This is a genomic window from Amycolatopsis sp. Hca4 (genome assembly GCF_013364075.1).
Classification (GTDB): Bacteria; Actinomycetota; Actinomycetes; order Mycobacteriales; family Pseudonocardiaceae; genus Amycolatopsis.
On sequence record NZ_CP054925.1, the window covers coordinates 1,888,826 to 1,904,803 of the forward strand.

The window sequence follows — 15,978 nt, forward strand, 5'->3', positions numbered from 1 at the left end:
TTGGCGCTCGGCGAAATCGGGTACCGCCCAGGGACCGGGTACACCAGTACCCGGGTCGTCGTCGTGACAAAGGAGCACCGTGACGCAGATCCGTCCCGAACCCACCACCACCGACGCGGGGATCCCCGTCGAAAGCGACGAGCACTCCCTGACCGTCGGTCCCGACGGCCCGATCCTGCTGCACGACAACTACCTCATCGAACAGATGGCGCAGTTCAACCGCGAGCGCGTTCCCGAACGGCAGCCGCACGCCAAGGGCAGCGGCGCGTTCGGGCGGTTCGAGACGACCGGCGACGTCAGCGCGTTCACCAAGGCGGCCCTGTTCCAGCCAGGTGTGCGGACCGACCTGCTGGTCCGGTTCTCCACCGTCGCCGGCGAGCGCGGCAGCCCCGACACCTGGCGCGATCCGCGCGGCTTCGCGGTGAAGTTCTACACCAGCGAAGGCAACTACGACATGGTCGGCAACAACACGCCGGTCTTCTTCATCCGAGATCCGCTGAAGTTCCAGCACTTCATCCGCTCGCAGAAGCGCCGGGCCGACAACAACCTGCGCGACCACGACATGCAGTGGGACTTCTGGACGCTGTCGCCGGAGTCGGCGCACCAGGTGACGTGGCTGATGGGCGACCGCGGCATCCCGCGCACCTGGCGCCACATGAACGGCTACAGCTCGCACACCTACATGTGGGTCAACGCCGCAGGCGACCGCTTCTGGGTGAAGTACCACTTCAAGACCGACCAGGGCATCGAGTGCTTCACCCAGGACGAAGCCGACCAGATGGCCTCGGCCGACACCGACTACCACACGCGCGACCTGTACGAGTCGATCGAGCGCGGCGACCACCCGAGCTGGACGCTGAAGGTGCAGGTCATGCCGTTCGACGACGCCAAGACCTACCGCATCAACCCGTTCGACCTGACGAAGGTGTGGCCGCACGGCGACTACCCGCTGATCGACGTCGGCCGGATGACGCTCGACCGCAACCCGACCGACCACCACACCGAGATCGAGCAGGCCGCGTTCGAGCCCAGCAACCTGGTGCCGGGCATCGGGGCCAGCCCGGACAAGATGCTGCTCGGCCGCCTGTTCTCCTACCCCGACGCGCACCGATACCGGATCGGCGCGAACTACAAGCAGCTGCCGGTCAACGCCCCCGTCGCGCCCGTGCACAGCTACAGCAAGGACGGCGCGATGCGGTACACGAAGGTATCCGATCCGGTGTACGCGCCGAACTCGAAGGGCGGCCCGCACGCCGACGTCGCCAAGTACGGGCAGCCGGCGGGCTGGCACACCGACGGCGACATGGTCCGTACAGCCTACACGCTGCGCGAGGACGACAACGACTGGAGCCAGGCCGCGACGATGGTCCGCGAGGTCCTCGACGACGACCAGCGTGCCCGGCTGGTCGACAACATCGTCGGCCACCTGCTCAACGGCGTGTCCGAGCCGGTGCTGGTGCGCGCGTTCGATTACTGGCGCAACGTGGACAAGGAACTGGGCGACCGGATCGAGGCCGGCGTCCGGGCCAAGCAGGAGGAGAAGGACCCCAAGGCCGCCGACCAGGGCAACCCGGCCCGGTCGAGCATGCAACGCAAGGCCTGATCCCTATGGGGTCCCGCCCTGGAGCGGGCTGAGGAGCAGCAGTGGGCAAGGGCGTGAGTCCGCGGTGGCGCGGACTCACGCCCTTGCGAGCCCTGACACCGGACCGCGAACCGAACAGTTCGTGAACTTCACGCTGTGTGATTAGGTCCCTTCGTCGGTGTCACCGCACGGCCGGGCTCACCTACGCTGGCGCAGCCCTGCCGAGGTCCTCTGGAGGCTCCCGTGATGGCCGACCCGCACGAATTCACCCGACGCAGCTTCCTCGGCGGTGTCGCCGCCGCCGGCGCACTCGGCGCCCTCGCGCCCGGGATGGCCGAGGCCCTCGCCGAACCCCGCGTTTCCGGCAGCCTGTCGGACGTCGAGCACGTCGTCGTCCTCATGCAGGAAAACCGCTCCTTCGACCACTACTACGGCACGATGAGGGGGGTCCGCGGCTTCGGCGACCGCTCGGCGATCGTGCAGCCGAACGGCCAGGACGTCTTCCACCAGCCCGATTCCGGGCGCAGCGACGGCAAGTACCTGCTGCCGTTCCGCGTGGATACGACCAAAGTGGACGGTCAGGACCTCGGCGATCTCGGGCACGGCTGGACCGACCAGCACCAGGCCATCGCCGGCGGCGCGAACAACGCGTGGGTCGCGGCCAAGGGCGAGATGACCATGGGCCACTTCGACTCCGGCGACATCCCGTTCCACCGGGCGCTGGCCGACGCGTTCACCGTGTGCGACCACTACTTCTGCTCGGTGCAGGGCCCCACGACACCCAACCGGCTCTACCTCTTCACGGGCACGATCGACGCCGACGGCAAGGCGGGCGGGCCGGCGAACTACAACCCCGCCGACTACAAACCCGTCTTCAGCTGGACGACCTACCCCGAACGCCTGCAGCAGAACGGCGTTTCGTGGAAGGTCTACGCCAACAAGGAAGTCGGCGACGCCGGCGGCTCGTTCGTGGGCGACTACGGCGACAACCCGCTGTGGCTGTTCAAGGCCTACCACCAGGACTACGCGAGTGAGCTGTCCAAACGCGCCAGTGTGTTCAAGACGTGGGGCCCGGATTCGGGGCAGGGCAAGAACGTCGACCACGTCCTGGCCGAGTTCAAGGCCGACTGCGCGAGCGGCTCGCTCCCCCGCGTCTCGTGGGTCGTCGCACCCTACGGCTACTGCGAACACCCCGAAGCGCGCCCGGTCGACGGCGCCGCGTACACCCAGACCGTGCTGAACGCGTTGTGGGCCAACCCGAGGCTCTGGGAGTCGACGGTCGTCCTCATCAACTACGACGAGAACGACGGGTTCTTCGACCACGTCGCTCCGCCGATCGCACCGAGCGGCACCGCCGGCGAGTACATCGGTGGCAAGCCGATCGGGCTCGGCGCGCGCGTGCCGATGACGGTGATCTCGCCGTGGAGCCGCGGCGGCTGGGTCAGCTCCGAGGTCACCGACCACACTTCGGTCATCCGGTTCCTCGAACGCTGGACGGGCGTCGCCGAGCCGAACATCAGCGCGTGGCGGCGGGCGCTCTGCGGCGATCTCATGACGTGTTTCGACTTCGGCGCCCGGAATCTGCAGATCCCGCTGCTGCCGGACACCGCGGCCCTGCGCAAGCAGGCCGACGACACCCAGAAGAAGCTGCCGAAGCCGACGCCGCCGGCGGCCGGGAAGCAGCAGCTCCCCGTGCAGGAAGCCGGTACTCGCCCGGCCCGCGCGCTCCCCTACCGGCCGCTGGTCACGACGTCACTGAGCGCCGACCGCAAGATCCTCACGACGACGTTCGCCAACCAGGGCACCGCGGCCGTGCAGCTGATGGCCTACCGCAACGACGGCCAGACCGACGGCCCGTGGCCCTACGACGTGGCCCCGGGAGCGCAGGTGAGCGACACCTGGCGGATCCAGCTCTACGGCGGCGGCAAGTACGGCGTCGCGGTGCACGGGCCCAACCGGTTCCGCTGGGTCCTGGCCGGGAACGCGAACAGCGCCGGCGCGGGCGTCGACGTCCTGGGGAGCTACCCGACCGACAACAAGCTGCGGCTCACGATGCGCAACAGCGGGACGACGGCCGTGCGCGTCACGGTCACCGCGAACCACTACCGCACCGACGGCCCGTGGACGTACGCGCTGGCCGCCGGCCAGACCCTGACCGACGACTGGAACCCGGTCGCGTACGGCAACGGCTGGTACGACCTGTCGGCAACGCTCGACGCCGATCCGGCGTTCCTCCGCCGCTTCAGCGGGCACGTCGAAACCGGCGCTCCGAGCGTCACCGGCTGATCGCCCAGACCACGCTGTCGTGGCCAGCGTGTACGCAGGCGAGAGGCGACGACCCGACGGCATCCTCACATGCCGACGAGAGGTTCATCGCGCACGGCACTGAGATCAGGTACCGAGTGCGTAATCGCCGGCCGCGGGGTGGAACAGGGACCAGGCGATGTCGTCGATCCCGTACGCGTGCTTGCGGTCCGGCAGCGACTCCCAGGCACTGTCCTGGCTGTCGCCCTTGATCGAGGCGGCCAGTTCCTGGTCGGCCAGGCCGGCGAAGCCATGCACGGCGACCTGGCGGGCGGGAGTGTCGGTGTCGGCAGCCCGCAGGTACGCCGATCCGAGCGCAGTGCGCGGGTCCGAACCTCGGTACCCACGCCGGCATTTCCCCAGACACCAGGTCAGCACGGGGAACACGACCCATCCGGCGAGCGCGAGTCCCACCGAGGTCCGGTACGCACTGGTCCCGAACTGGCCCGCGGCCATCATCATGTACGTCACCAGCGCCAACGGCGCCAGCACGGCGAGCGCCCGCCCGAGCGGTTCCCACTGGCGCCGCATCCGGCGAACCACCAGCCCTCGGTCGGCCAGGTGCCCGTACGCACTGCCGAAGTTCAGCACGCGCCGACCGGCCCGACGACGAACCTCGGCGATCCCCTCGCCACCGGCCTCCTCGACCACGCCGAGCACGGACGCGCTGGTGAGATCCAGGTCCCCGGTTCCGGTTCCGGTCGCGGTCAGCGCCCCGCCGCGTGCGGTGACGATGCTCCGGTCGACCAGGTCCATGACGGTCGCGTCGACCAGCCGCCCCGGCCCACCGCCGAGCATGCCGAGCAGCCGTGGTTCCGGCTCCAGGTCGACCGTCGGCAGCCGCTCCGGCCGGATCCGGGCATCGGCGACGAGCGCCGCGAGCGGCCAGGCGATACCGAGCAAGGCGGCAACTCCGTAGAGGATGCACAGGATGAGCATCGGCGCCCCAGTGTCACTTCGGTTCGGCGGGCGGGTCACGCATTGCCCTTCGAGTCTATCCGCCGGTTCGTGCCCCCGGGCTCGATCTCAGCTCCTTGTGCACACTGAGATCCGCCTCGTCCGCGCCGCCTCATCGGCGAACCCGGAACCACGAGGCTCACCTCGATCATCCTGTCATGCCGATGAGCAGTCGCCGGACGGGACGCACTCTCGCCGAAGACGACGTGATTGGCTCACGCGAATTTGCCTGGCGGTGACCCGGCCTGTCGCGCGATGATCCCGGGGTGCGGACAGGTGCAACGTTTCGGCTCGCCGGCGATCACGGTAGAAGCGCCGCGACTGTGACTCGGCTCCTCGATCTCCAGCCATCGCAGGCATTCGAAGCCGGAGAACGGGCCGGACGCCGTTCGAATGCCATCCACCGAGGATCACTGTGGCTGCTGTCGTCGGAGCTGCCACCCGGCGGCGAGGTAGCCGATCATCTTCACTGGCTTCTCAACCGACTCGAGCCGAAGGCTGACGCCTTATGGCGACTGACGGACCAGGGGTATGTGGCCGACTGGTTCTGCTTGGCGGCATCACACGCGACCGAACACGCAGTCGAACTCGACCGCCGGCTTCTTCGCCGGCTGCTCGTGTTACCGGGTGACCTGCTCCTGGACGTCATGGGCGACGACTGACGCCAACGTCCGGTCATGCCGAAGAGCGGACACCGATACGGTCAATCGGTACAGCCCGTTGCGACTGCATCGGCTCTCTCAGTCAGGCATCCGACGCCGGCCAGGTGCCGTCGAGATCAAATTTTCGACACGGAGCCCGCGTACGGCGAGGCAATGACGAATCCAGTCCTGCTGGTGCCGACTTCGGTTGTCCCAGGTGAACTGCAACGCGTCTTGAGGGCGACGCGGACCGGCCGGCCGCAATCCGGGCACGAGGTTGTCGCACAAGTCCGCCAGCTCATGAATCTGCTGCTGGTAGTCACAACCAGGGAAGAACTCATCACACATGCCTTCTCGCCGATGCGACATCGCCCTCATCAGCAGAACCGATTCGTGAACCACGGTCACGATCGCCTCCGCGACCACCGACGTCCGGCCGGACTTGCGCCTCCACATGAAGCTCAGTCTCCCAAAACCGTCCTCGCGAGCTGAGCGCACGCTCATGCCGCTGGTCGATCGTCCATCGGACGCGCGCTCATGCAGATCAGCCAGCGGTTGAGTCCGTCGGCCGCCACAGCACTGACAGCGGGCGGGGTCATGTGCGCCGCACAGAGACGCCGGCCGGTCCTCGGAGGCCAGAAGATTCGGGGTCATCACCGATCTCCTCTCAGGCGCCTGACCCCAACTCTTCACCCTGCGACGGCTACCAACAGCCGGCGACGGGAAGGATGCTCAGCTCGGGGATGACCGCATGGTGGAGCATCCGCCGGTCGCGCCGCCCGGGCAGCTCAGCCGCGCTACTGATCCTCGACATCGATTCGTACGGCCGCGTCGAGCAGGTACCGAGGCAGCTTGGAACTCGCCGCCAGTACCTCGACACCGACGAGCTGTCCGCCGTCGTCGAAGTCCAGGTTGATCATTCCTCTCATCCCAACCGGATCACACGGGTACATGTGCGCCACGCTCCGGCGTTCGCACGGTTCAGTGAAGTAGACGTAGGCCGCATCGGCCTCCTTGTCGTAGGTGACCTCGACGACTGCCACGAGTGACGGCCTCCCTGCTGACGACGGAGAAAGTACCTTCCGACCTTGACTATGATCATATGACCGCCGGCCTCGTTACTCACGGCGAATTCGCAGGCGGTTGGCTGCACTCGAACCGACGACGCTCGAGAGCCGATGGGCCGGCGTTGCGCCGTCCTCACATGCCGACGTGCGCATTGATGCATTCACCCGACAACGACTCGCTCCGTCGGGTGAATGCGCTTCGGGCTCGCGAGCGCATAACCCGGCTGGCTTGGCAACCCGCGGTCAATCGCCGATGAACCACAGATACAAGTGCGTTCCGCGCTCGACGACCTGGCACAGCTCGCGAGCATGGCTCACCCAGTCACCAGCACACGCTGCAGGAAGCCGGTCAAGTTCGGCCAGCAACAGTGGCACCTGCCGCTGGTTGAACACGGCATCCCCGTACGGTGTCAGAGCCCAGAGCATAGGGAACTCGACCGGACCCAGTTCCTCGAAGGCCTCGGTCCACTTCACCCCGCCCTCGGCCCGGGCAACGACCCTGCCGCTGTCACCGCGCACTGCCATATCGATCACGCGCCAACCATAACCGCACTCATCCAGCGTCGACGGAAATCAGCACCATGCCGTTCTCCACGGTGCCGCCCCTACCTACAAACCCGAACGCCCCGAACCGAGCCGCGGCTCGGCTGAGCCGGCTCGGCCGCGAACATCCGCTCATGCCGATGAGCTGACGTCGTGCGGCCGAGTAGCCGGCGGCTGAGTTCGTGGCCCGGACGATCAGGTCCGGTCGAGCCGCGGGTACGTGACCTCGTGCAGGATCAGCAGCACCGCGGCGGCGACCGGGATCGCGACGAGCGCGCCGATCACCCCGAGCAGGACCCCGCCGAGCAGGACCGCGACCACCGTGACCAGCGCGGGCACCTTGACGACCTTCCCGATGATCCGCGGGACCAGCAAGTAGTCCTCGAGCAGCCGGTAGACGAGGAAGAACCCGACGGTGGCCAACGCGACCGGCCAGGACACCGTCAGCGCCACCAGCGACACAGTGATCCCTCCGACAACCGTGCCGATGACGGGGATCAGGTCGAGCAGGGCGACGAGGATCGCCAGCAACAGCGCGTACGGCACCCCGAAGATCAGCAGCCAGCCGAACGTGACCGAGCCGGCGATCAGGGAGATCAGTGCGTTGCCCAGCACGTAGGCGCCGACCTTGGCGAAGATCTCGTCGCCGATCAGGATCACTCGCGGACGGCGCGAGCGGGGCACCAGCCGGTAGAAGGTCCGGCGGATGCGCGGCAGGTCCGCCGTGAAGTAGATCGTCAGCACGACCACGACCAGCAGGTCCCCCAGCGTCCCGAGCACGGCTTTGCCGGCCGACACGGCCGCGTCGAGTACTCCCGACCCACCGCTGAGCAACTGCTGCAGGTGCTGCTGCAGCCCGAAACGACCGTTGAGCTGCCCCAGCGGGGAACTGCGGTCCTGCAACGTCTGCAGGTACCGGGGCGCCTGGTGCGCGAACGCCGTCGCCTGCTCCACGACCACCGGGATCGCCAGGGCGAAGAACCCGCCGACCACCATCAGCAGCCCGAGCAGCACGGCCGACACCGCCGCCCCCCGCGGGAACCGGCGGCGCACCAGCCACGACACGGCGGGCTCCACGCCGATCGCCAGGAACAGCGCCAACCCGATCAGGATGAGGGTGTGCTGGGCGGTCACGACCGCCTGGGCGAGCACGTAGGCCACCCCCACTCCGGCGGCCCCGAGCAGCCCGACGAAGAACGGAGACTTCCGATCGAGCCGGCGGCCGGGTTCGCCCAGCGGCCGGGCCGGGGTGCTCAGCTGCGCGGCCTCCGCCTCCGCCTCGGCCACCGTGCCTTCGTCCTCGGTGTGGGGCTGGGCGATCAGAGGGTGGTGCCCCTCGCGCGCGGGACCCGCGCGGTCGCCGGGTTCGCCGCCGGAAAAAGTTGCCATGGTCGAATTCCTCCGTGCCGCCGGGTGCCAACGAGCGTGAGTTCCCCCTTCCGGTGGTTTGAAGCGGCACCGCCAAGACATCTTTCAGCGGGACCGTGACTTCGACAGCAGCCACTTCACCCGCGTTGCACCCCAGGCCCGGCTCGCGGTTCGCGAGGTCAGCCGAGGGTGATCACCGGCACGAGTTTGTGGAGCAAGGTGACGAGCTGCCGGCGTTCCGCGGGGGAAAACACGCCGAACGCCTCCGCCTGACGCTCGCGCCGGCGGGCCAGCAGGCGGGTCAGCCGTTCGCTGCCCTCCGGGGTCAACGTCACCAGGACCTTGCGCTCGTCTTCGGGTGATCGGCGGCGCACCACGACTCCGGCGGCTTCCAGCTGCTGGAGCATCCGGGTGGCCGTGGGGATGGACACGTCGGCCGCGGCGGCGAGCCGGCCGACCGGCAGTTCCGGCTCGGCCGCCAGTGGCTCGAGGAGCGTGACCTGGGGTAGCGACAGCCCGCCGTCGCGGTCCGCGCCGGCCGAGCGGGCCTTGCGCATGGCGAAGAACACCGCGTCGGCCGCCTGGACGAGCTCGTCGACCTCGGCGGCCGTCGGTGGGTGGTTGCCGGTCGTCGTCATGCGCGTTAGTCTAGCAAAGCAATAGTTAGCAACCTAGCTATTAGGAGGCTAGGCATCATGAGTGACCGGATCGACGTCCACCAGCACCTTCTCCCCGCCCGCTACCGGGCGGCACTCGAAAGCAGCGGCACGACGGCAGGCGGGTGGCCGACGCCTTCGTGGAGTCCCGGCGACGCGACCGCGATGATGGACGAGGCGGGCATCGCCACCGGAGTGCTGTCCATCAGCGCGCCGGGCGTCCACTTCGGCGACGACGCCGCGGCCCGTGACCTGGCGCGCGAGGTGAACGACTTCCAGGCCGAACTCGTCAAGGACGCCCCTGATCGCTTCGGGCACTTCGCCGTGCTCCCGCTGCCGGACTTCGACGGCGCGGTCGCCGAGGCGGTGCGCGCACTCGACGAGTTGCACGCCGACGGCGTCGTCCTGCTGTCCAACGCCCGGGGCCGCTACCTGGGCGACCCGGCGTACGAGCCACTGTGGACGGAGCTGGCCGCGCGCCGCGCCGTGGTGTTCGTGCACCCGGCCGAGCCACCGATCGCGCGGCTCGACGGTTTGCCGAGCCCGTTGCTGGACTTCCCGTTCGACACCACGCGCACCGCACTCGACCTGGTGGCGCACGGGGTGTTCGACCGGCACCCGCAGCTGCGGATCATCCTCTCGCACGCGGGCGGTTTCCTGCCGTTCGCGGCGCACCGGTTCACCGGCGCGGCGATGTTCAACCCCGGCACCACCCCGGACGGCATCCTGGCCGGGCTGCGCAAGTTCTACTTCGACACGGCGTTGTCCGCCGCGGCGACGTCGCTGCCGTCGCTGTTCGCCTTCGCCGAGCCGGGGCACGTCCTCTACGGCAGCGACTTCCCATTCGCGCCGAAGGAGTGGCGAGGCGAGTTCGACCGGTACCTCACCACCTACGACGGGCCCGGTGCGGAACGGTTCCCCGACGTCGACCGCGGCGCGGCGGAGGCGTTGTTCCCCCGGCTGGCGTCGTTCGCGAAATGAACTTTCCTCGACCTTGCCCGCATCTCGTACCTTACGCAGTAAGGTGGGAGTGTGAAGCAGTCTCGGATGAAAGCTGCGGTGCACACCAGGTACGGCCCGCCGGACGTCGTCCGGATCCGCGAGGTCGACAGGCCGGAAGCCGGTGACCGGGACGTGCTCGTCCGGGTGCACGCGACGACGGTGAACCGGACGGACTGTGCCTACCGGGCGGCCAGGCCCTTCTTCATGCGGCTGCTCACCGGCATCGTCCGGCCCCGGCGGACGATCATGGGAACCGAGTTCGCCGGGGAGGTCGAGGCGGTCGGCCGCGGTGTCACGTCCTTCTCGGTCGGTGACCGGGTGTTCGGGTACAACGAGGGCGCGTTCGGCGCGCACGCCGAGTACCTGTCGGTGCCGGAGGACGGGTCGATCGCAACCGTGCCGGCGGGCATGACCTTCGAGCAGGTGGCTCCTGCGACCGAGGGAGCGCACTACGCGCTCGCGTGCATCAGGCACGCGGGAACCCGGGCCGGACAGGACGTCCTGGTCCACGGCGCGTCCGGCGGGATCGGCTCGGCGGCAGTGCAGTTGCTGAAGAACCTCGACGTCACCGTGACCGCGGTGTGCGCCACGGAGAGCCTGGCATTGGTGAAACGCCTGGGTGCGGACCGGGTCGTCGACTACACGGTGGAGGACTTCACCGAGGACGAGCAGACCTACGACGCGGTGTTCGACGCGGTGGGCAAGAGCACGTTCGGCCGCTGCAGGCGACTGCTCAAGCCCGGTGGCGTATATCTGTCCTCGGAGCCGGGGCCCTGGGCGCAGAACCTCATGCTGGCAGCGGTCACTCCGCTGCTGCGCGGCAGGAGGGTGAAGTTCGCGTTCCCGCGGGACGACCAGGCCGTCGTTCGCCACCTGCGAGAGTTGATCGAGTCCGGGAAGTTCGCTCCGGTCATCGACCGCCGGTATGCACTGGACCAGATCGTCGACGCCTACCGGTATGTGGAGACCGGACAGAAAATCGGCAACGTCGTGATCACCGTCGCGCAGGTGGACTGACCGCAGCTCACATGCCCTGCAGCGGTCATGTCGACAGCAATCTCCGAACACGAGCGGCGTCGGCATCGCGGCCTTGGTCTTGGTACATCTGTAGTGCTTCCCGCCACGTCGCGCGCGCGAGTTCGTGCCGGCCGAGGGCGGCGTGCGGGTGGCCGAGCCGATCCAGGCTGTTGACGGCCTCGGTCGTGTTGCCGAGGGCGAGGTGCCGGCTGACGGCCTGGTCGTAGTAGGCGATCGCCGAGTGGTAGTCGCCGGTGTGGTGGGCGATGTAGCCGAGGCTGTCCAGGGCCTTCGCCTCACCGATGGGGTTGCGGTGGCGCCGGTGCTGGGCCAATGCGGTCAGGCAGTCGCGGCGCGCACTGCCGTAGCGGCCCAGTTGCGCCGCGAGCCAGCCCGTCGCGTTGAGCGCGAACGCTTCCAGCACCGGCTGGTCCAGATCGCGGAACAGCTCCCGGGCGCGGACGGCGTGCTCCAGTGCCCGTCGGCTGTCTCCTCGCTGTTCCCACGCCCACGCCAGATTCCGATGGCCCTGGGCCTGCCGGTCCAGGGCGCGGTGGTGCTCGGCCAGGTCCAGGGCGCGCTGCATGTGCTCGATCCCTTCCCCGGGGCTCCCCAGTGCGGTGCAGGCGTGACCGAGGTGCTGCTGCGCATCGATGCGGGCGATGAAGTCGGGCAGCTGCCCAGCGGCGTCCAGCGCCGCCTCCCACACCCGAAGCCGGTCGATGCGGTGGCCCCGACGGTAGTGGAACGTGTCGAGTGTCCAGGCCAGTTGCCACACCGCGGCATGCCACCCCTTGCCTGCGGCGGCGTGGTGGGCCGCCAGCAGCGTGGGGTGCTCGGTCTCCAGCCACGTCATCGCGATCGATGCGTCGGACAACGGCGGCGGGTGCACGCCGGGAGCGGGCGGCCCGAGCCGGATGGGCGGGCGGTGCGGGTCCAGGAGGCGGTCGGCGGCATACGCGACGTGCAGCTGGAAGTCGATCACCCGCCGCAGCGCCGCCTCCCGGGTGTCCCCGGTTTCGCGCCAGTGGTCCGGATCCGTGGCGAACAGGCGGATCAGGTCGTGCATCCGGTAGCGGCCGGGAATGTGCTGCTGAACCAGGGACGCGTTCTCCAGCTCCCGCAACACCAGCCGCGTCCGGTGCACGGGCAGGGCCGCCAGCGCCGCGACAGCGGGCAGGCTGATGTCCGGGCCGGGCGCGATCCCCAGCAGCTCGAGCAGGTTCGCCGCCGGACCGCTCAGGGCCCGGGTCGACCAGGACAGCACGACGCGCAGGTTCGAGTGCAGGTCCCCGGCGTCCAGCCCGTCCAGCCGAACGGCCGTGTCGCGCAGTTCCTCGGCCAGCACCGCGAGCGGGAAATCGGGGTGGTGCTCGATACGCGCGGCGACGATCCGGATCGCCAGCGGGAGCCCCGCGCAACAGGCCAGCAAGGCGGCCACTGCTTCCGGCTCGGCCGCCATCCGCTGCGGGCCGAGGTGGTTCGCCAGCAGGCGCCGGGCATCCGCGGCGGGCAGCACATCCAGGTCCAGCAGGCTGCCGCAGACGGTGACCAGGCCGGTGAGTCGACGCCGGCTGGTGACGATCACCGTGCAGGTCGGGCTACCCGGCAGCAGCGACCGCACCTGGTCGACGCCGTCCGCGTTGTCCAGCACGATCAGCATTCGCTTACCCTCGACCAGGCTCCGATACAACCCGATCTGGGCCTGCAGCGAACCCGGGATCCGGTCGGGATCCACCCCGAAGGCGTCGAGGAACCCGCGCACCGCGACAGCCGGCTCCAGCGGCGCACCCACCGGGGAAAAAGCCTGCAGGTCGACGAAAAGCTGGCCATCGGGGAACCGATCGTGGTGGGCGTGCGCCCAGTGCAGCGCCAGCGCGGTCTTCCCGATCCCCCCGGCGCCGGCCAGCGCGGAAATCACCACGCCGGCGCCGGACGGAGTCCCAGCGGTGTGCAGCGCGGCACTGAGCCGCGCCAATTCGGGCAGGCGGCCGACGAACCGAGCGGGCGCCGGTGGCAGCTGCCGCGGAACCGGCATCCGGTACGGCTGCTGCTGGACGATGTGGGCAAAGGTACCGGCCTGGACCACAACACCCGAAGCAGTCTCGGCGGACACGGTGTTGCGCACCTGTGGCTCGGCGGCGCTGTGGGCTCCTTCCTGATCCGTCATCCACCGCACCCCAGCCTCCCGCGGAAGCCGCCGGACACACGACCCCCACCCGGCAAATCGTCATGACCGCTCCGCACAAAGTCGTCCGCTCACCGCCACCCGTTACGCGCGCCCTCGCGAGAGCTGACGACGCCTCAGCCGCGCTTTCACGTCTCCCCGGCCAGCAGGCGCCGGATGACGTCGAGCCCCGGACCAGGACGACCGAGCTGTTGCCCACGTCGATGCCGAGCGCGAACCTGCCGGGGCGCGAGCTCGGCCACCGTGCGCGCCGCCCCGGCCACCACCGAGGGCCGGGTCACGACACCCGTCGTCGAACCCCAGGCGCTCGACCTCCTGGACGAAGGCCACCAGCTCCGGCGGCGGAACGCGCGGCGGGACCCGGACCCCGATCCTCATGCCGCCGGCGCCCCGGACGCCTCACGGAGGACCTCCGGCTGCTCCGACGGCGCCGGCCGCAGCAGCAGCCCGCCGGCCGCGGTCAGCGCCCACGCCACCGCCATGTACGCGGCGATGGACAGCCAGGTCCCGGTCGATGCCAGCAAGGACGCGCTGATCGCCGGAGCGAAGGCGTTGCCGAAGATCGTGCCGAGGGTGAAGCCGATCGCCATCCCGCTGAACCGCAGCGAAACCGGGAACGCCTGTGAGAAGAAGACCGGGAACATCGCGAAGTTGGCGGCGTAGCCCGCGAACAGCAGCGCGAACCCGAGGAACATCAGCCAGGGATTTCCCGTGTTCAGCAAGGGGAACCAGACGAACGGGAGTACGACCATCGCGACGGCCGAAGTGACGAAGACCGTCTTCGGCCCGATCCGGTCGGCCAGCTTGCCGTACAGCGGCGCGCCGATCACGACCACGAACAGCCCGGGCAGCAGGACGTCGATCATCGTCGCCGTGCTCACGCCCAGCTCGGCCTTGCCGTAAGTCAGCACGTACACCGAGCTCACGGTGATCGTGACGCCGGCGCCGAGCGTCGCCAGCGTCACCAGGACGACCGTGCCGCCGCAGCGACGCAGGACGTCCACCAGCGGCAGCTTGCGGACCGCGCCGGTGCTCTTGACCTCCGCGAACTCCGGGCTCTCCCGCAGGCCGAGCCGGATCACCATCCCGGCGACGACGAGCAGCACGCTCACCAGGAACGGGATCCGCCAGCCCCAGGCGAGCTGCGCGTCCTCGGGCAGCCGGGCCACCAGCAGGAACATCGCGTTGGCCAGGATGGTCCCGACCGCCGTGCCGGTGTTGAGGATGCCGCCGAAGAACCCGCGCCGCCGTTGGTCGGCGTGCTCGACGGTGAGCAGCGCGGCACCGCTGGACTCACCGCCGAGGGAGACACCCTGCACGATCCGGAGCGCGACGAGCAGGATCGGTGCGGCGATGCCCAGGGTGCCGTACGACGGCAGCAGCCCGATCGCGGTGGTCGCGACGCCCATCATCATCAGCGTGGTGACCAGGATGGACTTGCGGCCGAGCCGGTCGCCGAGGTGCCCGAACAGCAGCGCGCCGAAGGGACGGGCGACGTAGCCGACCCCGAAGCTGGACAAGGAAATGAGCGTGGCCACCACCGGATCGGCGGCGGGGAAGAAGATCTTCGGGAACAGCAGCGAAGCCGCCAGGCCGTAGACGAAGAAGTCGTAGAATTCGATGGCGGTGCCGAACCACCCGGCCAACGCGGCGCGGGCCTGCTGGCGATGGGGTTGTGTCATAGCTGCCTCCGGAAGGGCCGGTCGAGTTGGCGTACTTTCGTGTGCGGGCCGGGACGTCGGCAACGCGCGGGTTCGATCAGCGGACCGGGGTGAAGCGGCGCAGGAAGGGCAGCACCGTGGCCGCGACCTCGTCGGCCTTGTCCTCCATGAGCGCGACCGTGCCGCCGTCGATCACGGCCAGGTGCACGAGGGCAGCCCCGGTCAGGTGCTGTTCCAGTGGCGCCAATGCGGGCAGGGCGAACGGGTCTGCGCCCGCGCCGAGGAGCAGGACGGGGGCGCGCACCCGCCCGATCCGCCGCTCCATCTCGTACCGGGCGCAGGCCAGGTGGCCTTCGCGCGGGTCGACGCCGGGGGCCAGCGCGTCCCGGACGAACCGGTCGAGCAGGCCGGTCGCCGCCTTCGGGTAGTAGGGGCGCCGCTGTTCCCACCACGCGAGCAGGTGGCCGCCGCCGGGGTCGCGGTCGGCGTCGTCGACCCCTGCACCGTCCACATGCGACGCACGGTAAGCCGGGTCCGCCCACGGCGTCGAAGACAGGACCAAGGCCGTGATCCGGCCGGGCGCCGCGGCGGCCAGCTCGACCGCCACCACGCCGCCGGTGTGGTGGCCGACCACCGCCGTGCGGTCCACGCCCAGGGCGTCCAGTGCCGCGAGGACGCCGCGGGCGTAATCCTCGATGCGCTGCGGAGCAGGCAGCGGTGTGCTGTTGCCGAACCCCGGTAGGTCGAGGGCGATCACCCGGTGGTCCGCGGCCAGCAGTGGCTGCAGCTCGCGGAACTCGTCGTGCGAGCGCGGGGTCTGGTGCAGCAGGAGCACGGCCGGGCCGCTTCCCTGTTCCGCGTAGTGCACCTGGCCGCCGGGCACCTTGACGTAGCCGTACTCCGTCGTCATGCGGCTCCCTGAAGTCGGAATGGAGGGTGCCCGGGAGTGTTCGCCGTCACCGCCGGTCGACCTAACCCGGCGGTCCGCCTAC

14 protein-coding genes are annotated in these 15,978 nt (G+C 69.5%); 5 read left to right on the plus strand and 9 right to left on the minus strand.

The genetic code is table 11. The annotated features are described in order from the left end of the window. The first annotated feature begins 79 nt into the window (after window positions 1-79). On the plus strand, window positions 80-1,603 hold the full coding sequence (locus HUT10_RS08390; RefSeq protein ID WP_176170649.1) for a catalase: 1,524 nt from the start codon (window positions 80-82) through the stop codon (window positions 1,601-1,603). 225 nt (window positions 1,604-1,828) lie between these two features. After that, window positions 1,829-3,868 carry a phosphocholine-specific phospholipase C gene (locus tag HUT10_RS08395; protein WP_176170650.1) on the plus strand — a complete coding sequence of 680 codons (2,040 nt, stop codon included), beginning with the start codon at window positions 1,829-1,831 and terminating at the stop codon, window positions 3,866-3,868. Between the two features lie 105 nt (window positions 3,869-3,973). Here the strand turns inward: HUT10_RS08395 and HUT10_RS08400 are convergent, their stop codons facing one another. Continuing rightward, entirely contained in the window at window positions 3,974-4,825 is an 852-nt protein-coding gene (locus HUT10_RS08400; protein WP_176170651.1) for a hypothetical protein, read from the minus strand. Between the two features lie 341 nt (window positions 4,826-5,166). On the opposite strand from HUT10_RS08400, the gene HUT10_RS08405 reads away from it, so the two are divergent. Further along, the gene (locus HUT10_RS08405; RefSeq protein WP_176170652.1) at window positions 5,167-5,505 is read left to right on the plus strand and encodes a DUF4279 domain-containing protein; all 339 of its coding nucleotides are present in this window, start codon (window positions 5,167-5,169) and stop codon (window positions 5,503-5,505) included. Between the two features lie 78 nt (window positions 5,506-5,583). Here HUT10_RS08405 and HUT10_RS08410 read toward each other — a convergent pair whose 3' ends face one another. The 5 genes from HUT10_RS08410 to HUT10_RS08430 all read right to left on the minus strand — a co-directional run bounded on the left by HUT10_RS08410 (window position 5,584) and on the right by HUT10_RS08430 (window position 9,100). Next, window positions 5,584-6,138, minus strand: a complete 555-nt coding sequence (locus tag HUT10_RS08410) for a hypothetical protein (protein ID WP_176170653.1) — start codon at window positions 6,136-6,138, stop codon at window positions 5,584-5,586. Between the two features lie 143 nt (window positions 6,139-6,281). Beyond that, complete coding sequence (locus tag HUT10_RS08415) at window positions 6,282-6,527, minus strand: DUF2283 domain-containing protein (RefSeq protein WP_176170654.1); 246 nt, start codon at window positions 6,525-6,527, stop codon at window positions 6,282-6,284. Window positions 6,528-6,794: 267 nt separating this feature from the next. Further along, window positions 6,795-7,085 carry a hypothetical protein gene (locus tag HUT10_RS08420; protein ID WP_217709557.1) on the minus strand — a complete coding sequence of 97 codons (291 nt, stop codon included), beginning with the start codon at window positions 7,083-7,085 and terminating at the stop codon, window positions 6,795-6,797. Window positions 7,086-7,289: 204 nt separating this feature from the next. After that, window positions 7,290-8,483 (minus strand): AI-2E family transporter, encoded by a 1,194-nt coding sequence (locus tag HUT10_RS08425; protein WP_176170655.1) that lies wholly within the window; start codon window positions 8,481-8,483, stop codon window positions 7,290-7,292. A gap of 158 nt (window positions 8,484-8,641) precedes the next feature. Next, entirely contained in the window at window positions 8,642-9,100 is a 459-nt protein-coding gene (locus HUT10_RS08430; protein WP_176170656.1) for a MarR family winged helix-turn-helix transcriptional regulator, read from the minus strand. A gap of 57 nt (window positions 9,101-9,157) precedes the next feature. Here HUT10_RS08430 and HUT10_RS08435 point away from each other — a divergent pair, with 57 nt between their 5' ends. Further along, window positions 9,158-10,099 (plus strand): amidohydrolase family protein, encoded by a 942-nt coding sequence (locus HUT10_RS08435; protein WP_176170657.1) that lies wholly within the window; start codon window positions 9,158-9,160, stop codon window positions 10,097-10,099. 66 nt (window positions 10,100-10,165) lie between these two features. Beyond that, window positions 10,166-11,137, plus strand: coding sequence for an NAD(P)-dependent alcohol dehydrogenase (locus HUT10_RS08440; protein WP_176170658.1), 972 nt, complete (start codon window positions 10,166-10,168; stop codon window positions 11,135-11,137). Between the two features lie 25 nt (window positions 11,138-11,162). Here the strand turns inward: HUT10_RS08440 and HUT10_RS08445 are convergent, their stop codons facing one another. The 3 genes from HUT10_RS08445 to HUT10_RS08455 form a co-directional block, all read right to left on the minus strand. Beyond that, entirely contained in the window at window positions 11,163-13,307 is a 2,145-nt protein-coding gene (locus HUT10_RS08445; RefSeq protein WP_176170659.1) for a tetratricopeptide repeat protein, read from the minus strand. 392 nt (window positions 13,308-13,699) lie between these two features. Next, on the minus strand, window positions 13,700-15,007 hold the full coding sequence (locus tag HUT10_RS08450) for an MFS transporter (protein WP_176170660.1): 1,308 nt from the start codon (window positions 15,005-15,007) through the stop codon (window positions 13,700-13,702). A gap of 76 nt (window positions 15,008-15,083) precedes the next feature. Then, a complete protein-coding gene (locus HUT10_RS08455; RefSeq protein ID WP_176170661.1) occupies window positions 15,084-15,896 on the minus strand; it encodes an alpha/beta fold hydrolase in 813 nt (270 codons plus the stop codon). Between the last annotated feature and the right edge of the window lie 82 nt (window positions 15,897-15,978).